This window comes from Dactylosporangium sp. CS-047395 (genome assembly GCF_050942185.1).
Lineage (GTDB): Bacteria > Actinomycetota > Actinomycetes > Mycobacteriales > Micromonosporaceae > Dactylosporangium.
In genome coordinates, this window is the sequence record NZ_CP192015.1 from 7,254,297 (window position 1) to 7,274,965 (window position 20,669).

The window sequence follows — 20,669 nt, forward strand, 5'->3', positions numbered from 1 at the left end:
GTCACATGGTCACCGGCAAGGTCTCGAAGCCGCGCAGGACCCGGGTGGTACGGCGGGTGGGTGTGCCGTCGGGGCGCAGGTCGGGGTAGCGCTCGAACAGCATCCGCAACCCGATCTCCCCCTCCAGCCGGGCCAGCGCCGCGCCCAGGCAGTAGTGCACCCCACCCGAGAACGATAGGTGCTCGCGCGCGTTCGCGCGGGTCACATCGAAGGTGTCCGGGTCGGCGAAGACGGCCGGGTCGCGGTTGGCCCCGCCGAGCATGGCCATGACCACGTGCCCGGGCTGGATGGCTTCCCCGCCGAACTCGGTGGCCCGGCGGCAGACCCGCGCGGTGACCTGGACCGGCGAGTCGAAGCGCAGCGTCTCCTCGACCGCGTTGCCCCACCGCTGCGGCTCGTCGCGCAGCACCGCGAGCTGCTCCGGGTGGCGCATCAGCAGCCAGGCGCCGGTGCCGAGCAGGTTCACCGTGGTCTCGAAGCCGGCCGCGAGCAGCAGCCCGGCCGTGGCCAGCAGCTCGTCCTCGCTCAGGTCGTCCAGCTGCACCAGCTGGCTGAGCAGGTCGTCGCCCGGCTCCTTGCGCAGCCGCGCGAAGTGCCCGCGCATCCAGTCGTTGACGTGCCGGATGTTGCGTTCCGTGCGGCGGTACGTCGAGAACGGCAGCCCCAGGTCGAGCGTCGGCGCGGCCGCGTTGCCCCAGGCCAGGAACTGCCGCCGCATGTCCAGCGGGACGCCGAGGATCTCCGCGATCACGGTCACCGGCAGCAGCGCGGCGAAGTCGGCGACGAGGTCGGTGGGCTTGTCGCGCAACAGTTCCGCGCACGTCTGCTCGATCCGCGGGCGCAGTCCCTCGATCGCGCGGGCGGTGAAGACCTTCGAGACCAGCCGGCGGTACCGCGTGTGGTCGGGCGGATCCGTCACGAGCATCGACGGCGGGTCGACCGGTCCGATCGGGGAGCTGCGCCGGCTGAACCGGAACGCGAGCGCGATCGGCGCCGGCAGCGGCCGATCGGTGAACCCGACCCCGAACGCGTCGTGGCGCAGGACGGCCGCCGCCAGGTCGTGGTGCGCGGTGGCCCACATGAGCCGCCCCCGCACGACCCGCCCGGCCTCCCGCACCTGGCGATAAAAGGCATAGGGATCCGCTCGTACCGCCGGATCGTCGAAGAATCGCGCCTGCTCGTCGCCCTGGCGTGCGGCGGCCTTGATCCCGGCGCGCATGAACCCGTGCTTGGTCCCCCACCGGACCGCCGTCCCGACCAGCATGGCCAACCCCCTCGCCCGCTTGGTACTCCACGGTACCAAGCGGGCGGGCCCGGGGTCTACTTCGCCTCGATCGCCTCCGGCCGGCTCCCGTTGCCGCCCGCCAGCCCGGCCAGCAGCGCCTTGAGGTCGATCCCGGTCAGGTCGGTGCCGAGCTGCAGGCCCTGGGCCACGTTGCTGGCCACCGACTTGGTGAGCGCGGTGGCGCCCTCGGTGGAGATGACGGTGAGCTGGTCGATCTCGCCGATCGGCGCGCTGGCCGCGCCGACCACCTCCGGCATCACGCGGACGAGCAGGTCGAGGATGGCCGCCTGGCCGTACTGCTCGAACGCCTCCGCCTTGGCCCGCATCGCCGCCGCGTCGGCCTGCCCGCGGGCCAGCACGGCGTCGGCCTCGGCCATGCCCTCCAGCCGCACCGCCTCCGCGCCCGCGGCCCGCCGGGCCCGGTCGCCCTCGGCCCGCGCGATCACCGCGTTCTTGGCCGCCTCGGCCTCCTGCTCCACGCGGTAGCGCTCGGCGTCGGCGGGCTTGCGCACCTCGGTGTCGAGCTGGCGCTGCTTGAGCTCGGCGTTGCGCTCGGCCGCCTTCTGCTGCTCGGCGAGGACCGCCTGCTGCATCTCGGCCTCCGCGATCGGACCGGCGCTGGCCGAGCGGGCGTTGGCCGCGTCGATCTCGGCCTGTACCGTGGCGCGCTTGACCGCCAGATTCCGCTCGGCCTCGGCGATCGCCTCCTCGGCCCGCATCCGCTCCTGCTCCGCGCCCTGCCGGGCCTGGGCCTCGGCGATGGCGGCGGCCCGGTAGACCCGCGCCGCCTCCGGCCTGCCCAGGTCCTCCAGGTAGGTGCCGGCCGTGCGGATGTCCTCCAGCTGGAACACGTCCAGGACGAGGCCCTGGTGGGTGAGGGTGAGCTCGGCCTCCTCGGCGACATGGGTGGCGAACCCGGCCCGGTCCCGGATGATCTCCTCGATGGTGAGCCGCCCGATGACGCTGCGCAGCGCGCCGGAGAGCACCTGGGCGGTGAAGTCCTCGATGCGGTCCTGCTGGTGCAGGAAGCGCTGGGCGGCCGGGCGGATCATCTCGGCGGTGCCGCCCACCTTCACGATGGCCACCGCCTCGGCGTCGCAGCGGATGCCCTGCTTGCTGACCGCGGCCGTGACCCTGACCGGGAACTCGCGGCTGGAGAGGTCCAGGCGGTACAGACGCTGCACCACCGGCAGCACGAAGACCGATGCGCCCATGACGACCTTCTGGCCCGACAGGTCGGTGGTGAGCGTGCCGTCGGCGCTCTTGACGGCGCGGCCCTTGCGGCCGGTGACGATGAACGCCTCGTTGGGCCCGGCCACGCGGACCCGGGACAGCACGGAGGCGACGAGGAGCACGACGAGGACGGCTAAGCCGCCGACGGCGACCAACAGGGGACTCATGACCCTTCCTCAATGTTGAGAACGGCCTGCAGCGGCGTCACGAGCACGCTGGAGGGCGTCGGGACGCCGATCACCAGCACCTCGACGCCGAGCGCGAGTGGGCCGTCCGCCCGCGCGTTGAACTTCATCGGCTGCCCGGCGTACGACAGCCGCACCTGACCGAGCCCGCCCGCCGGGATCTCGCTGATGACGATCCCGGTGGTCCCGACGAGCCCCGCGCTCTCGGGTGTGGCGTCGGTGCGCATCCCGGCGACGGCGGCCACGAGCCGGGCGGCCGCCCAGGCCAGCGGCACCCCGACGACGACGCCGGCGACGCACCCGGCGAGCACGGCGGACGGGCCGGTGCGGTGGGTCGCCTCGATGGCGATCGCCCCGCCGAACCCGAACCCGCCGAGGAACCCGCTCGTCGCCGGGAGCGTGTAGGACGGTCCGCGCGCCCGCCGGGGAAGGTGCAGCCGGTGCCCGAGACGCAGGTGTCCCAGGTGGCGGAAGCGGAAGGAGAGCAACAGCAACAGCAGGCTCAGGCCACCCAGGCCCAAGAAGGCGAGCGTCACGGCGCTCATGTGCCATCCCCGTTGGTCCCGGTGTCAGGGCGCCGGGACCCGCACTTCCGAACGTACGCCCGCCGTCAAGAGATGTGCGTCACTCCCCCGCGCGCAGGGTGATCTCGGTGATCTCGCTGGGCGCGAAGACGCGGAAGGGCGGGCCCCAGAATCCGGTGCCCCGGCTGGTGTACAGCTGCGTCCGCCCGCCGTGCCGGGTCAGCCCCTGCACCACCGGCTGGTCGATGCGCACCAGGTAGTGGAACGGCCAGATCTGCCCGCCGTGGGTGTGCCCGGAGATCTGCAGGTCGATCCCGTGCTCGACGGCCGCGTCGATCTGCTTGGGCTGGTGGGCGAGCAGCAGCACCGGCAGGTCGCGGTCGGCGCCGTCGAGGGCGAGCGCGTGGTCGGCCCGGTGCCCTTCGAGCCCGGTCCCGGCGGCGGTGCGGTCGTCGACCCCGGCCACGACGAGCCGGTCGCCGCCCCGCTCGACGACGATGTGCCGGTTGTGCAGCGGCTCCCAGCCGAGGTGCTGCATGTGGTCGAGCCAGCCCTGGGCCTCGCCGAAGTACTCGTGGTTGCCGGTCACGTACACCCGCGCCAGCCCGGCCCGGACGTCGGCCAGCGGCGCCGCCTGCGCGGTGCGCTGACCCGGCGTGCCGTCGGCGATGTCCCCGGTGTGCGCCACGATGTCCGCGCCGAGCCCGTTGACCACCTCGGTGACGCCCTTGGACCACGCGACCCGGTCGATCGGCCCGTAGTGGGTGTCGGTGAGCTGCACGATCTTCAGCCCGTCGAGCCCGGCCCCGAGCCGCGGGATGCGCACCTCGACCCGGCGCACGCGGGGGACGCGCATGGCCTCGCGGTACCCCCACAGGCCCAGCCCGAGCGCCACCACCGCGGTGAACCCGGCGGCGACCCGCGAGCGCACCGGGTCCTCGACGCCCCCGGCCAGCAGGGCCAGGCGCAGCAGGTCGCCGGCGACGGCCCAGACGAAGAGGATCCACACCGCGCCGAGGATCGTGTCGGCCAGCTTGGCCGCCCAGTCGACGCGGCGGCCGTGGCCGAGGAACATGGTGACGGGGAAGACGACCAGCGCGAGCGCGAAGACGACGGTCCCGGTCACCCGGACCGCGAGCGGCCAGTCGTTGCCGGCCATGACCAGCGACCACCAGGGCACCCCGAACAGCAGCCCGAGGACCACGGTCAGGGTCGCCGTGAACGCCAGGGGCCGCAGGAGGGAACGCCGCCTGACGGCAGCGGGGCCGGGAACCGCGTCGGTAGTCGCCATCGGACCATCATGACACGCAGTGCCATCCCAATCCTGAGAGCCCGCTGTGATCGCGGTGCGCTCAGGTCTCGGGCTCCTTCTCGAACAGCAGGTCCTCGCGCCAGGCCCGCAGGTCCGCCACCCGCTCGTCGTCCGGGCCGAGCAGTTCCTCCTGCACCCGGATGAGCTCGAGCAGCTCCGCGTCGGCCTCCTCCGGCGCGCCCGCGTTGACCAGGATGGTCACCAGGCCCGACCAGGTGTCCACGGTGTCCTGGTGGACGTCGCCGAAGGCCGTGCGCCACGGCCCCAGCAGGTCGCGGACCTCGGTGGCGGCCTCCGCCCAGCGGTCCTGTCCGGCGTGCACGCCGGCGAGGTCGCGCCGGGCCACCAGCGCCGCCGGGTGCTCGGGGCCGAGGGCCTGCGACCGGACGTCGGCCACGATCCGGAGCTGCTCCTCGGCGGCGTCCATCTCGTCCGCCTCGGCGAGCACCTCGCCCAGCTGCTTGCGCGCCGCCAGGGTCGCGTCGTGCTCCGGGCCGGCCGTGCGCACCCGGGCCTCGATCACGTCCCGCAGCTCCGCCGTCGCCTCGTCCAGCCGGCCCAGCGCGACCAGCGGCAGGCACCGCTCCCCGCGCGCGACGAGCGTGGCCGGGTCGTCCGGCGGGAGGGTGCGGGCCCGGCCCTCGGCCACCGCGCGGTACTCCTCCTCCGCCTCGGCGTACCGGCCCTGGTTGTGCCAGACCCAGGCCTGCTCGAAGCGGGCGGTCAGCGTCCCCGGCGCGTCGTCGCCCCCGGTCCGCCGGCGGGCCGCGATGAGGTCCGGCAGCTCGGCGTCCGCCTCCTCCCACCGGCCGGCCAGGGCCAGCTGCTGGGTCAGGCGGGTCCAGCAGTCGAGGGTGAGCGCCGCGTCCGCGCCGAGGACCCGGCGCTGGATCGGCAGCAGCGCGCGGAACTCGGCGACCGCCTCCTCGGCCCGGCCCTGGTCGCCGATGACGGTGGCCAGGTTCTGCCAGGTGGTCAGCATGTTGGGGTCCTCGGCGCCCAGCGCCGGACGGCCGGTCTCCAGCACCGCCCGGTACTCCTGCTCGGCCTCGGCGCTTTGCCCCTCCTCGGCCAGTGAGTAGGCCAGATAGAAGCGGCCGGCCATGTGCAGCAGCGCGCGCTCGGGCCGGGTGTCGGCGGCCCGGGGCGCCCACGCTTCGACCACCATCCGCCAGGCCTCCGACGCCGGGGTCCCAGCCAGATTGTTGACCTCCCCCGCGGCGTCGAAGTACGGCGCGTCGTCGCCGGCCAGGAAGGCCTCCAGGGCGCGGCCGAGCCACGCCTGCGACTCCTCGGCGTCGTCGTTCACCAGCGCGACCAGGTGCAGCCGGATGGCGGCCAGCGCGAGCGGGCGCGGCGGTCCGGGACGGTCGGCCACCAGCCGGAACAACGCGGTCCCGCGCTCCACCCGCCCGCCGTCGCAGTGCGCGTCGCCGAGGGTCAGCTCGATCAGGAAGTGCTCCATCCGGCGGGAACCGCGCCGGCGCAGCTCGCCGACGGCCTCCTCGATCGCGTCGAGGGCCTCGACCGGGTCGCCGTCCTCGCGCAGCTTGGCCAGCACCCACGCCAGCCCGGCCTCGGCCTCGGGGAACCGGTCCAGGTCGCCGATCAGCGAGCGGTACGCGGCGATCGCGTCACCCCAGGCCCCCCGGGCCATCGCGAGCCGGGCCCGCAGCGCCCGCGCGGCCACCCCCGCCCAGCCCTCCGACTCCTCGCCGGCCAGGGTCTCCAGGTGGGCCAGGTCGGCCTCGGCGCTCAACGGCCAGGGCCCGTCGGCCAGGCGCGCCTTCGCCGCCGCCGCGATGCGGGCGAACGCGGGGGCGGCCCGGGGGTACCGCCAGCTCAGCAGGTCGGCCAGGACCGGCAGGTGGCTGACGTCCTCGAAGGACCGGCAGGTGTGGGCCCGCCGGATCGCGACCGCCTCGGCCTCGGGGTCCTCGCCGGGGCCCTCGGCGAGCCGGCACAGCGCGCGCTCGAAGGCCACGTCCGTGCTCCAACTCTGCTCGTCGCCGAGGCCGGCCAGGATCGTCAGCGCCTGCTGCGGCTCCCCGGCCAGCAGGCGCAGCCAGACCGCGATGCCCTCCCAGGCCGTCGCCGTGGTCGGCGCCGCCAGCGTCGCCTCCACGGCCTCCCGATCGCCGCCGAGCCCCTCGGCCAGCGCGCGCCACCACACGTAGAACTCGTCGCGGTACTCCTCCGGCTCCGCATCGATCGCGGCCAGCGCGGCGGCCCCGTCGCCGCGCAGGATCTCCAGCCGCGTCCGGGTGTTGACGTAGACGGACGGCTCGGCCTCCCGGTCGATCCGCTCGACGCCCTCGGCGACCAGGTCCAGGTCGCCGGCGTTGGCGGCCGCCGTGGCCAGCCGGTTGCCGTCCGGCGCGTACTGGGTGGGCCCGGCCGCCCGCGCGAGGGACCACTGCACGTCGCGGCTCACCCCGTAGACGCCGAGCAGCGCCACGATCGCGGTGAACACGTCGATCGAGTCGTCGCTGCTCTCGATCAGCGAGTCGTAGCACTCCAGCCACGCGGCGGCCTCGGCCACGCGGGCCACCGGCCGGCGGTCGATCCGGGCGTAGTGCAGGGCGATCTGGGCGCGGGTGAGGTACGGCCAGGCGTTGGTGTTGTCCGGCAGCTCGCGCCGCATGGCCTCCTCCCAAACGGCGAGCGCGCGGTCCAGCTGCGGCCGGTCGATCGTCATCGCGGCGGCCGGCACGGCGCAGGTCAGCTGCAGCGCGTCGGCGAGCTCCCACCGGCCGAGCTGACCGAGCCCGCCCAGCCGCTCCGCCGCGCCGAGCAGCCGGGCCGCCTCGTCCAGCTGGCTGAGGGGGTAGGCGAGCAGCCCGGCCCGCTCGTACTCCGCGGCCGCCTCGGCGGGCAGCAGCGGCTCCAGCACCTCGGCCCGCAGCCGGCGGGCGGGCAGCTCCAGCGGGTCCGGCTCGGCCGGCGCGGGCTCGGTCAGCAGGGTGAGCGCGGTGTCGACCGCGCGCAGGGCCTCGGCCGGCTGCCGGCGCGCCTGGCCGAGGGCGGCGAGGAAGTAGTGCACGGCCGGGTCGTCGGCGGGGCGGATGCGGGCGGCGCGTTCGGCGTACTCCTGCAGGGTCGCGGCCGGCATCCGGTGCAGGAACTGCGCGAGGCGCCGCTCGATGTCGGCGGTGTCCTCGGCCTTCTCGACGAGGGCCTGGAAGCGCAGGAACGACAGCCCGCTGTGGCCCGGGTGGCGGGTCAGGCCGGCGTCGGCGGTCTCGGTCGCCGCCTGGTAGTCGTGCGCGGCCAGGTGCACGCACGCGCCGGCCCGGGTGGTCGCGACCGAGTCCGGCCCCAGCCGCCGGGCCGCCTCGAACGCGGCCCGGGCCCCGTCGAGGTCGTGCCGCTGCAGGAGCACCAGGGCGCGCAGCGCGGGCGGGTTCTCGGAGCGGTCCCCGGCCGCCTCGGCCGCATCGAGCTGGGCCAGGGCGTCCTCGGCCCGGCCCAGCTGCTCGTACAGCCCGGCCAGGCGCAGCCGGATGCCCGCCGTGAGCGGGCCGGGCCGGCCGTCGGCCGCCGTCAGGGCGAGCACCGCCCCGTCGAGGTCCCGCACGCCGAGCAGCGCGTCGCTGCGCAGCACCAGCAGCTCCTGGTCGTCCTCGGCGAGGTCGGCGGCCGCGGCGAGCAGCGCGGTGGCCGCCTCCGGCTCGTTCAGCGACAGCCGGGCCCGCACCAGGAAGGCCAGCAGCGCCCGCCGGGTCGGCGCCGGGGTGCCCGGGTCGGCCACGACGGCCGCCCAGTCCTGGTGCTCCAGCAGCTCGAGGGCCGGGCGCAGGACCGCCGGGCGCAGGTGCCGGGTGAGCCGGGGCAGCGCCCGCACGACCGCGCCGGGCGTGGTCCGGCCGTGCTCCAGGACCACCCGCAGCGCCTCGTCCCGCTCGCCGGCCGCCAGCAGCGCGTCGACCAGGGCGAGCAGCACGTCGCCGACCGGCTTCTCCTCGGGCTCGGCGAGCGCGCGGCGCAGCGCGTCGGAGGCCTCGTGGTGCCGCCCGTGCCGGCCCAGGGTCCGCCCGAGCGCGACGAGGATGGGCACGATCAGCGGCAGCTCGCCGGCGGCCGGGCGGGGCGGGGCGTTCACCGGTCGGCCCTCCTCCAGGTGGGCTTGGCGGCCTCGGCACCGGCGCGGTCGGGCTGGTCGAGCCGCGCGAGCAGCTGGGCGGCGTCGGCGCGGTCGTCGGCGCCGCCGGGAACGGCGACGCGGGCGCTGCGCCGGCGCGTCGGCGTGGACTTCTGCGGCACCGGCGGGGTCAGCAGCGGGCTCGACTCGCGCAGGTACAGCACGGGCAGCCCGAACCCGCTGCGATGCGCCTCGTCGGCCATCCCGCCCAGGTACAGCTGCCGCCGGGCCACGTGCATCGCCACCTCGATCGGGTGGCGGGCGACGAGGTTCTCGTAGAAGGCGCGGGCGAACGTGTTGGCCAGCAAACTCTTGATCTTGAAGTGCATGGCGACCACGGCCGGGATGTTCTTCTGGGCCAGCGACTGGGCCATGCCGGAGATCACGTGGTACTGGTTCGACGAGGTCGTCGCCGACTCGCACGACTGCAGGAACACCAGGCGCAGCGAGCTGCCGCTCTCGTTGAGCTGGTTGGCGAGGTCGCGGTCGGCGATCCACTCGGCCGTCGTGTCGTCGCTGGGAAACGCCACCTCGCCGCGGGCGCCGCCGTCGGCGTCGGTGGAGTAGCGGCCGTGCGAGATGACGTGCACGATGTGCGGGTCGAACTGCTCGACGCTGTTGAGGAACGAAGCCCACGTCGCTTGTACGGCCAGATCCTCGTCCGGCGGGAAGCGCGTCCCGTCGGGGCCGTGCTCCTGGCTGAGCACCCGCAGGTCGATGCGCTCCTCGTCGCCGGCGTCGCGCAGCCGGGTGAGCGTCTCCAGCACCGCCTCGTACTCGATCGGGTCGAGGTTGCTCGGCCCGAGCACGACGAACAGCACCCGCAGCGGCGGCCGCACCTGGATCATGCGCGGGGCCACGGCCAGCGGAAGCTTGCGGGTCAGCATGAACTTGCGGCTCTCGCCGAGGAAGATGCCGCTGTCCGGGTAGTCGCGGTTCTGCGGCACGTAGAGGTACTCCCACGGCCACGAGGCGAGCCACTCGGCCCCGGCCCCGACCTCCAGCACGATGCGCAGCAACCGGCCCCCGGCGCGGTCCTGCTCGCCGTCGCCCTGGATGGCCTGGCGGAACAGCATCCCCGGACCGTTCTGCCGCGGGTGGTCCTCGGGCGCGCCGAACAGCGTCACGAACAGGTGCTCGCCGAGCAGCTTCAGCTCGTCCACCTTGCGCAACCGGTTGCTGCGCAACAGGTCCACGAACGCGTTCACGGTCCGCTGCCGCAGGTCGTCGATCTCCAGCAGCCCGGTGATCGACTGGCTCGACCCGGCGTGCTGCCACTGCGCCTCGATCCGCCGATCGGGCCCCACCCGGACGAGAAACTCCTCGATCGCCAGCTCGCTCATGTGCCCCTCACGATCGGCGTCAGGTCGTAGTCGGCCGTCGCCCCGATCGGCGCGCCCTGGGCGAAGAACGTGCGCAGCGCCTCGGGCAGCTGGCGGATCATCGTCTGCAGCCCGGCCGGCAGCAGCATCAGCCGCCGGTACGCGCGCATCGCGGCCGCCACCCGCACGTCCTCCGTCGCCCGCGGCACCTGCAGGATCACGATCATCTGGGGCGGGTTCTCGGCGAAGAACTCGGCCCCGTCGAGCCGCCAGAACACCTGCTCCAGCCCCACGGCGGTGTGGTTCACCTTCGCCTTGGCCATCCGGAACCGCACCGGCACGATGTCGAGCCGCACCGCCGCCCCGACCTGCGCGGCGACCGCACCGCCGGCGGTCCCGCCCGGCAGCGGCAGCTCCCCGGTGCGCACCGAGAAGTGCCCGTCCGCGCCGACCCCGACGTTCAGCTCGACCCCGGCCGCGACCAGCGTGTCGAACCGCCGGTTGGGCAGGATGTCGAAGGCCTTCGGCCGGTTGCGCGGATCGGTCTCCCCGGGACTGAACTCGACCCGGAATTCCAGCCGCGTGAACCCCCACCCCTTGCGCGGAAACAACAACGCGGGCAGCCGCACCCACCAGAACGTGAATCCCTCGTCGAGCGCGGCCCGCCACGCCGCGGAGGTCTGGTCGGCCCCAGGAAGATCCAGAATTGGTACCGGCAATACGTCGGGAAAGGCGCCGAATGCCACTGAATCCTCGGCCATCCCGCGCAGCAGATCGCCGAACAGTTCCTCGTGCGGATCGGCCCCGCGCCCGACCTCACCCAGGTGCCCGGTGAGCGCGTCGACCCGCCGCGCAGCCTCCCGCAGCAGCGTGCCGCGCTCCTCGTTCGGCTCCGCGGTGAACTGGAACTCTCCCCCCACCATGGCGCACCAATCAGATCGAGATCCGGGCGGCAAGATCTGCATATTCTCGCACGCCAATAAAGATCACGATCGAAATACGTCGGCTTTCGGTCGCCGGGAAGTCCAGGAATGCACCGGAAAATCGCCAGAAATCGCGATGGCGGCGTTCACACGCCATCCGGCACGCCGGCCGCCCGCCGCACATCCGGGGTATCGGGGCAGATCCGCCACAGCGTCAGCCGGCCCTGCTCGACCTCGGCGAGCCAGATGACGGTGAGCCGCGACTCCTCCTCATCGGGAAGCCCGAGATGCGACCCGGTCGTGGTGCCGAGCACGGCGACCCGCCCGCCCGCGGCGGTGAGGTGCCGCGGATGGATGACGTACTCCGGAAACGCGGTGAAATAGCCGCGCCACGCCTCGACATTGGCGTCCCGGCCGACGAGCGGGGGCTCGTCCAGCACGACCAGGCGATGGTCCGGATGCATCAGCTCGGCCAGGCCGGCCGGGTCGCCGCGGTTGATGCGGTCGATGAAGCCGACGGTGGCCGCCAGGGCCGGAAGGGGGCGCCGCGCCATACCCGGATGGTCGCACGGCGCGGCGACGGGGCTGGCAGGATCGCGGCCGTGAAGACAGCTTTCCTGTGTGCCGCCGGCGGGGTCGCGCTCGGCGTGTTGTCGCTGTTGCTCAACACCGTGCTGCCGGGGAACTCCAGCCGCCTGGTGAACTCGGGGGCGGTGTGGGCGGTCGGCGCGTTCGCGGCCGGCGCGGTGGTGCGCACCGGACGGTGGCGGCTCTGGATCGCGGGCATCGCGGTCCTGGTGGGCGCGGTCGCCGGGTACTACGGCGGGCTCGTCGTGTTCGAGCACCGCCACGTCGGCGCCGACGTGCTGACCGGGCCGGTCGGGTGGTCCGTCGTGGGGCTGGCGGCCGGCCCGGTCTTCGCGACCGCCGGGGCCTGGTGGCGCGACGAGCGGCGGGGGCGGCGGGTCGTCGGGCTGTGCGTGCTCGGCGGGGTGTTCCTGGCCGAGGCCGGCTACCTCGTCGTGAGCGACCGGCCGGTCGGTGAGGCCGCGCTCGTGGCCGCGATCGGCGTGGCCGTCCCGCTCGCGCTGGGCCGCGGTGTCGCGGAGCGCGCGCTCGCCGTGGCGGCCCTCGTGCCCGCGACCGCCGTCGGGCTGCTGGGCTACCTCGCCCTGGACTCGGTGCTCGACGTGGCCTTCACGCGCTGAGCACACGAAGGGCGGCGCCCGGGAAGTCCCGGACGCCGCCCTGCAAAAAACTATTCCTCGATGCGGGTGCCGCCGACGGAGACCGCGGTCAGTGGGGTGGCCACGTGTTCGAGGGACTTGCCCTCCGCGTCCACGCCCAGGACTATCTCGACCACGCCGCCGATGAGCATGACGGCGGCGCCGACGAGGTAGCCGATGAACAGCTTGCCGGGGTCGGTGCCCTCGCCGATCAGCCAGCCGTAGAAGATCGGGCCGATGGCGCCGAAGCACTGGGCGATGGCGAAGAAGACCGCGATCGCCTGGGCCCGGATCTCCAGCGGGAAGATCTCCGAGACGGTGAGGTACGCCGCGCTGGCCCCCGCCGAGGCGAAGAAGAAGATGATGCACCAGGCGAGCGTCTGGGTGAACGCGTTGAGGATGCCGGCGTCGAACATCCAGGCCGAGATGGCCAGCAGCACGGCCGAGAGGATGTAGGTGCCGGCGATCATCTTGCGCCGGCCGACGGTGTCGAAGAGGTGGCCGAGCAGCAGCGGGCCGGCCAGGTTGCCCACCGCGAAGGCGATCAGGTAGATCGGGGTCTTCTCGGCGTCGACGTGGTAGAACTTCGACAGCACCAGCGTGTAGGTGAAGAAGATCGCGTTGTACAGGAACGACTGCGTGATCATGAGGCTGGCCGACAGCACCGATCTGGCCGGCAGCCGGGTGAAGAGCACCTTGATCAGCGCGAAGTAGCCGTGCCCCGAGGCCGGCTTGACCTCGATGGCGTGGTTCTCGTCGACCGGGGCCAGGGTCTGCCCGGAGCGCTCGACGTCGTCCTCGATCTGCTTGATCGCCGCCTCGGCCTCCTGCTCACGGCCATGCATGATGAGCCAGCGCGGGCTCTCCGGCAGGTGCCGCCGCAGGTTCCAGATGAGCAGACCGATGATCGGGCCGATGAGGAAGCCCAGCCGCCAGGAGATGTTCAGCGAGATGTGGTTGAGCAGCACGTACGTCCCGAGCGTGCCGATGATCGCGCCGCCCCAGTAGGTGCCGTTCACGCCGATGTCGACGCGGCCGCGGTACTTCGCGGGCATCATCTCGTCGATGGCGGAGTTGATCGCGGCGTACTCGCCGCCGATGCCGGCTCCGGCGATGAACCTCGTCAGGTACAGGAAGATCAGGCCGCTCACGTCGTTGCCCCAGGTCAGGGCGGTGAGTGCGTTGCCGGCCAGGTACACGCCGAGGGTGACGATGAAGAGGTTCTTGCGCCCGAGGGCGTCGGACAGGCGGCCGAAGAACAGCGCGCCGAAGACCTCGCCGAGCAGGTAGACGGTGGCGATCGCGCCGACCTGCGTGCTGGAGAGCCCGAGCGTCTCCTGCTTGTTGAGCACCGCTCCGACGGCACTGGCGATCGTGATCTCGAGGCCGTCGAGCACCCAGGCGGTTCCGAGCGCGAGCACCATGCGGGTGTGGAACGGCGCCCACGTCAGGCGGTCGATCCGGGCCGGGATCAGACTTCGGATCACGCCTCCGGTCGGGGCCGATGCGGAATGCGTCTCAGCCAACGTGCACCTCCCAGGCGCCTGTGGACACGACCACGTGCCCATCTGTGATGGCACGTGCCCGAAGCGTCAGACATCAAAACCCGCCACTTGACGGATTCGGCCGGATGGATGAGGCTGACATCGAGAGAGCGCTCTCTCATCACCCGCCTGCGACCCCGCCCGCCAGCGCCGGTCCACCGCCTGAACCGGCGCGCCTACCGAGGCGCGGCGGCGGTCGAGGACGCCCCATCCACGTCAGGGAGCAGCCTTGATGTCCGAAACAACCAGACCCTCGGCCCCGGCGCACGTCGACCGGCGGCCCAGCAAGCACCGGCGCGGGCTCCTCGTGAGCGCGCTCTCCGTGGCGGTGCTCCTCGCGGGCTACGCGGCCGTCACGATCGGCACCGCGAGCGCCGCCAGCACGCTGCTGTCGCAGGGCAGAACCACCACCGCCTCGTCCTCCGAGAACGCCGGCACGCCCGCCTCGGCGGCCACCGACGGCAACACCGCCACCCGCTGGTCGAGCGCGTTCAGCGACCCCCAGTGGCTCCAGGTCGACCTGGGCCAGAGCGCCACGATCGACCAGGTGGTGCTGAACTGGGAGGCGGCGTACGCGAAGTCCTTCCAGATCCAGACGTCTACCAACGGTTCCACCTGGACAAACATCTACAGCACGACGACCGGCACCGGCGGCGTGCAGACCCTCGCGGTCTCCGGCTCCGGCCGGTACGTGCGGATGAACGGCACGGCCCGCGGCACCGCCTACGGCTACTCGCTCTTCGAGTTCCAGGTCTTCGGCACGATCAGCGGCGGCGGGTCCTGCGGCACGTCGAACTACGCGCAGGGCAAGCCCGCGACCGCGTCCTCGACCGAGAACGCCGCCAGCCCGGCCTCGGCCGCGTTCGACGGCAACACGAACACCCGCTGGTCCAGCGCCTTCAGCGACCCGCAGTGGCTCCAGGTCGACCTGGGCGCCACCGCGACCATCTGCGGCATCGACCTCACTTGGGAGGCCGCCTACGGCAAGTCTTTCTCGATCCAGACCTCGACGAACGGCACCGCCTGGACGAGCATCTACAGCACCACCACCGGCACGGGCGGCGTGCAGCACCTGACCGTCACCGGCTCCGGCCGCTACGTGCGGATGTACGGCACGGCCCGCGCCACCGCCTACGGCTACTCGCTCTTCGAGTTCGGCGTGCGGGTCTCGGCCGCATCGCCGCCCCCGCCGACCAGCAACCCGCCGAGCAGCCCGCCGCCGCCGGACCAGTTCTGGGGCGACACCAGCGGCATCCCGGCCGCCCAGAACGTAGTCATGGTGAAGGTGCTCAACCGCACCAACGGGCGGTACCCGGACAGCCAGGTCTACTGGAGCTTCAACGGGCAGACCCACTCGATCGCCGAGCAGCCGTACCTCGACATGCCGGCCAACAGCGCGGGCCGGATGTACTTCTACGTCGGGCAACCGAACGGCCAGTACTACGACTTCATCGAGTTCACCGTGGGCGCCAACGTGTTCAACGGCAACACCACGCGGGTCGACGCGTTCGGCCTGAAGATCGCGATGCGCCTGCACGCCAAGGACGGCTACGACGTGCAGGTCGGCGAGGACTACCAGACGTTCACCGAGACCCGCGAGGCCACCTTCGCGAAGTTCATCGCCGAGGTGCCGCAGCAGTTCAAGGTGCTCGCCCAGTCGCAGGCGCCGTACCGGATCATCGCGCCGGGCAGCGACCCGACGTTCCGCTCCGGCGGCGTGAACCAGAACTACTTCACCGCGTACGCCCAGCAGTTCGGCATCAACGCGCCGACGTCGGACATCTTCGGCTGCGCCGGGGTGCTCGCCAACGACCCGACCAACTGTTCCACGCTCAACCGGCACGTGCGCGAACGGCCGCAGGCGGACTGGTCGAACCCCGGCACGTACTACCTGGCCGCGCCGGCGAACTACTACGCCAAGTTCTGGCACGACCACGCCATCAACCACCTCGCCTACGGCTTCCCGTACGACGACTACGCCGGCCAGTCGTCGTTCGTGTCGCACGGCAGCCCGCAGTACCTGCTCGTCGCGGTCGGCTTCTAGGAACTAGTCAACCCAGCTTTATCAGTCTACGTTTACTACATGGAGATCGAAAGTGCCGCCGCCGCGCTGCAGATCGCGGTCGGGCGGCTGGTCCGGCGCCTCCGGCAGACGCACGTTCCTGGTGAGCTGACGCTGTCGGAGGCGTCGGTCCTGTCGCGGCTGGACCGCGGCGGCCCGACGGCGCCCGGCGAACTGGCCGCCGACGAGCGGGTCAAGCCCCAGGCGATGGGGAGCACCCTGCAGACGCTGGAGCAGCGCGGCCTGGTGAGCCGTTCGCCCGACCCGGACGACGGGCGCCGGGTGCTCATGACGATCACCGGCGAGGGCGCGCGGTTGCTCAACGACCGCCGCTCGCTCAAGACCCACGCGCTGGCCGAAGCGATCGCGCGGCTCAGCGAGGACGAACGCCGCTCGCTGGTGGAGGCCGCCCGGCTGCTGGACAAGCTGGCGGAGGAGCTGTGACCGCCACCCTGCAGGAGACGAAGCCCGACCGGTACAAGTGGATCGCGCTGTCGAACACCACGCTCGGCATGCTCATGGCCACCATCGACGGCTCGATCGTCATCATCTCGCTGCCGGCCATCTTCCGCGGCATCGGCCTCGATCCGCTGGCGCCCGGCAACATCGGCTACCTGCTGTGGATGATCATGGGCTACCTGCTCGTGTCGGCCGTGCTGGTGGTCGCGCTCGGGCGCCTGGGCGACATGTTCGGCCGGGTCAGGATGTACAACCTCGGCTTCCTGATTTTCGCGATCGCCTCGGTCGCGCTCTCCTTCGACCCGTTCCGCGCCGGGGCCGGAGCGATGTGGCTGATCTGCTGGCGGATCGTGCAGGCGTTCGGCGGCGCGATGCTCACGGCCAACTCGGCGGCCATCCTCACCGACGCGTTCCCGGCCCGCCAGCGCGGCATGGCGCTGGGCATCAACCAGATCACCGCGCTGGCCGGGCAGTTCCTCGGGCTGCTCCTGGGCGGGGTGCTCGCCGCGATCGACTGGCGGGCGGTGTTCTGGGTCAGCGTGCCGGTCGGCGTCGTGGGCACCATCTGGTCCTACCGCAGCCTGCGCGAGACCGGCGAGCGGCACCGCTCCCCCGTCGACTGGCTCGGCAACGTCACGTTCGCCGCGGGCACGCTGCTGATCCTCGCCTCCATGACGTACGGCATCCAGCCCTACGGCGGCCACCCGACCGGCTGGACCAGCCCGAAGGTCCTCGGCGGCATCGGCCTCGGGGTGCTGCTGCTCGTCGGGTTCGTGATCGTCGAGTCGCGCATCGCCCACCCGATGTTCCGCCTCGGCCTGTTCAAGGTGCGCGCGTTCGCCGCCGGCAACCTGGCCGCCCTGCTGGTCTCCATCGCCCGCGGCGGCATGCAGTTCATGCTCATCATCTGGCTGCAGGGCATCTGGCTGCCGCTGCACGGCTACAAGTTCGAGGACACCCCGCTGTGGGCGGGCATCTTCATGCTGCCGCTGACCGCCGGGTTCCTCATCGCCGGGCCGCTCTCCGGCTACCTCTCCGACCGCTTCGGCGCCCGCCTCTTCTCCACCACCGGCCTGATCCTGGTCGCGGCCGCCTTCCTCGGGCTGCTGCTCATCCCGATCGACTTCCCCTACCCGCTCTTCGCCACCCTGCTCGTCGTCAGCGGCCTGGGCCAGGGCATGTTCTCCGCCCCCAACACCTCAGCCATCATGAGCAGCGTCCCGGCCGACCAGCGCGGCGTCGCGTCGGGCATGCGCGCCACGTTCCAGAACGCCGGCACGTCCCTGTCGATCGGCGTGTTCTTCTCCCTGATGGTGGTCGGCCTGGCCCGCGCCCTGCCGGAGACGCTGACGAGCGGCCTGTCCGCCCAGGGTGTACCGCACGATGTGGCCGCCTCGGTCGCCTCGCTGCCGCCGGTGAGCACCCTGTTCGCGGCGTTCCTGGGCAGCAACCCGGTCGAGCACCTGCTGGCGCCCTTCGGCGTGCTGCCGACCCTCCCACCGGCGAACGCGGCGACGCTGACCGGCCACGAGTTCTTCCCGAACCTGATCGCCCAGCCGTTCCACGACGGCCTGGTCGTCGTCTTCGGCGCGGCCACCATCATGACCGTCCTGGCCGCGATCGCCTCAGCTTCGCGCGGACGCCACGTTCGGCAGGTCTAGTCCTCGTCTACGGAGAGGGCGCCGGACGGGCAGCCGAGCACGGCTGAGCGGACGGCGTCCTCCAACGACGACGGCGGCTCGGCGAGGACGAGCTCGACCACGCCGTCGGACTCGCGCTGGTCGAACACGTCGGGCACGTTGAGCACGCACATGCCCGACGCGACGCAGAGCCCGGTGTCGGCGCGGACCTTCACCAGATCACCGGGACCTCGTCCACCGCCCCGGTGAGCCGGTTCGCGTGGACCTCGATGGCGTCGACCGGCACGGCCAGGCGCAGGGTCGGGAAGCGGCGCAGCAGGGCCGGGAACACGGTGCGCAGCTCGGTGCGGGCCAGGTTCGCCCCGATGCAGACGTGCGCGCCGTGGCCGAAGGCCAGGTGCACGTTGGGCCTGCGGTCCACGTCAAAGGTGTCCGGCTCGGCGAAGACGGTGTCGTCGCGGTTGGCCGCGTTGCTGGAGATGATGACCGCGTCGCCGCGGGCGATGGTGACCCCGCCGACCTCGACGTCGTCGTGGGCGTACCGCAGCAGCCCCAGCCCGCCCGGCGCGGTGATGCGCAGGATCTCCTCGACGGTCGCGGCCACCTCCGCCTCCGGGTCGGCCAGGAACCGGTCGCGGCGGGTGAGGTCGGCGAGCAGCAGCAGCGTGCCGAGGTCGATGCGGGTCGACGTGGTCTCGTGGCCGGCGAAGATGAGCCCGGCGGCCAGGCGGGCCACCTCGTCGTCGGTCAGCGTGGCGTCCGTCGTCTGCGCGGTGACGAGGTCGGAGATGACGTCCGGCGTGGGGTCCCGCCGCTTCTGCTCGGCCAGCCCCGCCGTGTACTGCCGGAACTCCAGCATCGCCACCCGCGCGTCGGCCCCGCCGTCGATCCGCCCCACGCGCTGCGACAGATCGCGGAACCGGGCCCGGTCCTCGTAGGGCACCCCGAGCAGATGACGAGCACGGGCAGCGGGAACGACAGGTACTCGTGCAGGTTCACCGGCGCACCGGGATCGGCGTCCCGCGCGGCCTGCATGTCGTCGAGGCAGCGCGCGGTCAGCTCCTCGATGCGCGTGCCGAGCCGGCGCATCCGGGCCGCCGAGAACGCGGGCGCGAGCAGCCGGCGCATCCGGGTGTGCTCGCGCTCCTCGGTGTCGAAGTCGCCCGTCGGCCCCTCCTGCAGCGCCGCGTGGGTGATCCGGGACGCACGCTCGGGGTGCGGATGGGAGCGGCCGAAGCGCTTGTCGCCGAAGATCTGGCGGGCCTCGGCGTACGCGGTGACGAGCCAGGCCGGATCACCCGCGGGCGTGGTCACCCGGGTGATCGGCGCCTCCCGGCGCAGAACGTCGTAGAGCGGGGCGATCTCGAGGATGTTGGGCCGGTCGAAGGGCAGCCGCGGAGCCGCCTCCGTCACAGCGGTCATGGGGTGACCTCCTGCATCCATTTCGGCGGGGCGCCGAGGAGAGTCATCGAGTTAGATCGATGGCGACCTTACCACGGGTCACTGCTGCTTGGACCGAAAGTAATGGAGCGATCGGCCGTCCCGCAACCGCATCGCCGGGTCGAGACCCGCCGCGATCAGCTCCGCCACGGTTTCCACCTCGCCGTACCGGATGCGCTCGTCGAGTTCCCGCTGGAACGAGTGCAGCGGCTCCGGAACTTCATATATCCCGGTCCGCCAGCCGTACACCACTCCGGCGCAGCCCGGCGGCACCGGACCGCCCATCGCCCGCAGCGCCAGTTCGCGCTCGATCTCGGCGGCCGGGTGGGGCACCACGAGGGTGCCGTCGCGGGCCACGACCTCGTGCTGCTCGCCGTCGCAGTCGACCACCGCCGGCCCCGGCATGCGTAGGGCGCGCGGGCCGGTGGCGGGCTCGTGCGGTACCAACGCGGAAGCCACCAGCGGGTGCAGGTCGGCGGCGCCAACCTGGCCCGCCACCAGGTCGATCCAGTCGGGCGGGCGGTCCTGCAGCATCACCGGCAGCCGCGGCACGCCCGCCAGCCACGGGGAGCCGACCCACTCGCCGCGCAGCCGCGGGCGGTCGGTGTCCAAGCGGTCGAGCACGATCATGACGGGCTCGGAGCGCTCGACCGTCAGCCAGACGGCGGTGTGGCCGCGGGCCAGGGCCCAGTCCCGCGCGGTGGCGGCGAGGACCGGGAGGGCGGGCGTGAACTCGCCGAGGTTCCACAGCAGGTGCCGGCCGAACAGGTGCTCCCTCTTGTTGGTCGAGTGGTGCGTGTGCGGGTCGACCTCGAAGCCGGCCGCCGTCCACGCCTCGGTGATGCGGCCGGCCGCGAGCAGCGCGTAGACGTGCTCGGCGTGCGGGCCGCCTCCGCCGCAGCGGGTCAGCAGGTCACCGGCGTGCCGGACGTCCCAATACTGCGGGGCGGCGTCGAGCGAGGCGCCCGGCGAGAACTCACCCGGCTTCGCGATGAAGAGCCTGCTCTGGTACGGCGGGACGCTCCGCACCCCCAGCCCGATCGCGTGCGTGCCGTCCGGGCCGAGCCAGATCGGCAGGGTCAGCTCGCCGCCGCGGTCGCGCAGTTCGTGGCTGGTGTAGTTGAGCCGCTGGTGGTGGCGCAGGCGCATGCTGTGCCAGCGCAGCAGGTCCGGCGCGAAGTAGGGCAGGTCGGCCGGCGGGAGGTCGGACCCTTGCACTTCGACCGCGATCCCCGCCGCGGCGCACGCACCGGCCCAGTCGCCGTCCGCCCGGAGCCGCTGGGCCCGGTCGATCTGGCCGCGGGTCAGCCCGTAGCGCGGCATCACGCGCAGATACTCGGCCACGCGCCGACCCTACAACGGGAAGCGGCCCC

General features: G+C 72.8%; 17 protein-coding genes. 4 read left to right on the forward strand and 13 right to left on the reverse strand.

Annotated elements, in window-relative coordinates; translation table 11 throughout:
* Position 1: 1 nt before the first annotated feature.
* The 8 genes from ACQP00_RS34195 to ACQP00_RS34230 all read right to left on the reverse strand — a co-directional run bounded on the left by ACQP00_RS34195 (position 2) and on the right by ACQP00_RS34230 (position 11,479).
* Positions 2 to 1,264, reverse strand: a complete 1,263-nt coding sequence (locus ACQP00_RS34195) for a cytochrome P450 (protein WP_433203474.1) — start codon at positions 1,262 to 1,264, stop codon at positions 2 to 4.
* Positions 1,265 to 1,320: 56 nt separating this feature from the next.
* Positions 1,321 to 2,685: a flotillin family protein gene (locus tag ACQP00_RS34200; RefSeq protein ID WP_433203477.1), complete on the reverse strand. Its 1,365-nt coding sequence runs from the start codon at positions 2,683 to 2,685 to the stop codon at positions 1,321 to 1,323.
* A complete protein-coding gene (locus tag ACQP00_RS34205; RefSeq protein ID WP_433203479.1) occupies positions 2,682 to 3,248 on the reverse strand; it encodes a hypothetical protein in 567 nt (188 codons plus the stop codon). Before ACQP00_RS34205 ends, ACQP00_RS34200 begins: the two co-directional genes overlap by 4 nt.
* Before the next feature lie 79 nt (positions 3,249 to 3,327).
* Positions 3,328 to 4,518 (reverse strand): metallophosphoesterase, encoded by a 1,191-nt coding sequence (locus tag ACQP00_RS34210; RefSeq protein WP_433203482.1) that lies wholly within the window; start codon positions 4,516 to 4,518, stop codon positions 3,328 to 3,330.
* A 61-nt stretch (positions 4,519 to 4,579) separates the two neighbouring features.
* Complete coding sequence (locus ACQP00_RS34215) at positions 4,580 to 8,641, reverse strand: tetratricopeptide repeat protein (protein ID WP_433203485.1); 4,062 nt, start codon at positions 8,639 to 8,641, stop codon at positions 4,580 to 4,582.
* Complete coding sequence (locus tag ACQP00_RS34220; protein WP_433203488.1) at positions 8,638 to 10,023, reverse strand: CHAT domain-containing protein; 1,386 nt, start codon at positions 10,021 to 10,023, stop codon at positions 8,638 to 8,640. Before ACQP00_RS34220 ends, ACQP00_RS34215 begins: the two co-directional genes overlap by 4 nt.
* Complete coding sequence (locus ACQP00_RS34225; RefSeq protein WP_433203491.1) at positions 10,020 to 10,925, reverse strand: hypothetical protein; 906 nt, start codon at positions 10,923 to 10,925, stop codon at positions 10,020 to 10,022. Before ACQP00_RS34225 ends, ACQP00_RS34220 begins: the two co-directional genes overlap by 4 nt.
* Before the next feature lie 146 nt (positions 10,926 to 11,071).
* The gene (locus tag ACQP00_RS34230; protein WP_433203494.1) at positions 11,072 to 11,479 is read right to left on the reverse strand and encodes a nuclear transport factor 2 family protein; all 408 of its coding nucleotides are present in this window, start codon (positions 11,477 to 11,479) and stop codon (positions 11,072 to 11,074) included.
* A gap of 48 nt (positions 11,480 to 11,527) precedes the next feature.
* On the opposite strand from ACQP00_RS34230, the gene ACQP00_RS34235 reads away from it, so the two are divergent.
* The gene (locus tag ACQP00_RS34235) at positions 11,528 to 12,133 is read left to right on the forward strand and encodes a DUF6518 family protein (RefSeq protein WP_433203497.1); all 606 of its coding nucleotides are present in this window, start codon (positions 11,528 to 11,530) and stop codon (positions 12,131 to 12,133) included.
* A 50-nt stretch (positions 12,134 to 12,183) separates the two neighbouring features.
* Here ACQP00_RS34235 and ACQP00_RS34240 read toward each other — a convergent pair whose 3' ends face one another.
* The gene (locus tag ACQP00_RS34240; protein WP_433203500.1) at positions 12,184 to 13,638 is read right to left on the reverse strand and encodes an MFS transporter; all 1,455 of its coding nucleotides are present in this window, start codon (positions 13,636 to 13,638) and stop codon (positions 12,184 to 12,186) included.
* Between the two features lie 289 nt (positions 13,639 to 13,927).
* On the opposite strand from ACQP00_RS34240, the gene ACQP00_RS34245 reads away from it, so the two are divergent.
* Genes ACQP00_RS34245 through ACQP00_RS34255 form a run of 3 tightly spaced genes read left to right on the forward strand, consistent with a single transcriptional unit; the run spans position 13,928 to position 17,877 of the window.
* Positions 13,928 to 15,739, forward strand: a complete 1,812-nt coding sequence (locus ACQP00_RS34245) for a discoidin domain-containing protein (RefSeq protein ID WP_433203503.1) — start codon at positions 13,928 to 13,930, stop codon at positions 15,737 to 15,739.
* 39 nt (positions 15,740 to 15,778) lie between these two features.
* Positions 15,779 to 16,201, forward strand: coding sequence for a MarR family winged helix-turn-helix transcriptional regulator (locus ACQP00_RS34250; RefSeq protein WP_433203506.1), 423 nt, complete (start codon positions 15,779 to 15,781; stop codon positions 16,199 to 16,201).
* Entirely contained in the window at positions 16,198 to 17,877 is a 1,680-nt protein-coding gene (locus tag ACQP00_RS34255) for an MFS transporter (RefSeq protein WP_433203509.1), read from the forward strand. The genes ACQP00_RS34250 and ACQP00_RS34255 overlap by 4 nt, the downstream gene beginning before the upstream one ends.
* Here ACQP00_RS34255 and ACQP00_RS34260 read toward each other — a convergent pair.
* From ACQP00_RS34260 to ACQP00_RS34275, 4 genes are all read right to left on the reverse strand, one after another.
* Positions 17,874 to 18,071: a ferredoxin gene (locus ACQP00_RS34260; RefSeq protein WP_433203512.1), complete on the reverse strand. Its 198-nt coding sequence runs from the start codon at positions 18,069 to 18,071 to the stop codon at positions 17,874 to 17,876. The genes ACQP00_RS34255 and ACQP00_RS34260 overlap by 4 nt on opposite strands.
* Positions 18,068 to 18,715: a cytochrome P450 gene (locus tag ACQP00_RS34265; RefSeq protein ID WP_433224093.1), complete on the reverse strand. Its 648-nt coding sequence runs from the start codon at positions 18,713 to 18,715 to the stop codon at positions 18,068 to 18,070. Before ACQP00_RS34265 ends, ACQP00_RS34260 begins: the two co-directional genes overlap by 4 nt.
* A complete protein-coding gene (locus ACQP00_RS34270; RefSeq protein WP_433203515.1) occupies positions 18,604 to 19,278 on the reverse strand; it encodes a hypothetical protein in 675 nt (224 codons plus the stop codon). The genes ACQP00_RS34265 and ACQP00_RS34270 overlap by 112 nt, the downstream gene beginning before the upstream one ends.
* Before the next feature lie 78 nt (positions 19,279 to 19,356).
* Positions 19,357 to 20,640, reverse strand: coding sequence for a hypothetical protein (locus tag ACQP00_RS34275; protein ID WP_433203518.1), 1,284 nt, complete (start codon positions 20,638 to 20,640; stop codon positions 19,357 to 19,359).
* Positions 20,641 to 20,669 lie beyond the last annotated feature (29 nt).

What these genes read in the sequence shown, in the direction of transcription:
- ACQP00_RS34195 (WP_433203474.1), bottom strand. Translation starts at nt 1,264, where the DNA reads ATGCTGGTCGGGACGGCGGTCCGGTGGGGGACCAAGCACGGGTTCATG.
- ACQP00_RS34200 (WP_433203477.1), bottom strand. Translation starts at nt 2,685, where the DNA reads ATGAGTCCCCTGTTGGTCGCCGTCGGCGGCTTAGCCGTCCTCGTCGTG.
- ACQP00_RS34205 (WP_433203479.1), bottom strand. Translation starts at nt 3,248, where the DNA reads ATGAGCGCCGTGACGCTCGCCTTCTTGGGCCTGGGTGGCCTGAGCCTG.
- ACQP00_RS34210 (WP_433203482.1), bottom strand. Translation starts at nt 4,518, where the DNA reads ATGGCGACTACCGACGCGGTTCCCGGCCCCGCTGCCGTCAGGCGGCGT.
- ACQP00_RS34220 (WP_433203488.1), bottom strand. Translation starts at nt 10,023, where the DNA reads ATGAGCGAGCTGGCGATCGAGGAGTTTCTCGTCCGGGTGGGGCCCGAT.
- ACQP00_RS34225 (WP_433203491.1), bottom strand. Translation starts at nt 10,925, where the DNA reads ATGGTGGGGGGAGAGTTCCAGTTCACCGCGGAGCCGAACGAGGAGCGC.
- ACQP00_RS34230 (WP_433203494.1), bottom strand. Translation starts at nt 11,479, where the DNA reads ATGGCGCGGCGCCCCCTTCCGGCCCTGGCGGCCACCGTCGGCTTCATC.
- ACQP00_RS34245 (WP_433203503.1), top strand. Translation starts at nt 13,928, where the DNA reads ATGTCCGAAACAACCAGACCCTCGGCCCCGGCGCACGTCGACCGGCGG.
- ACQP00_RS34250 (WP_433203506.1), top strand. Translation starts at nt 15,779, where the DNA reads ATGGAGATCGAAAGTGCCGCCGCCGCGCTGCAGATCGCGGTCGGGCGG.
- ACQP00_RS34265 (WP_433224093.1), bottom strand. Translation starts at nt 18,715, where the DNA reads ATGCTGGAGTTCCGGCAGTACACGGCGGGGCTGGCCGAGCAGAAGCGG.
- ACQP00_RS34270 (WP_433203515.1), bottom strand. Translation starts at nt 19,278, where the DNA reads ATGACCGCTGTGACGGAGGCGGCTCCGCGGCTGCCCTTCGACCGGCCC.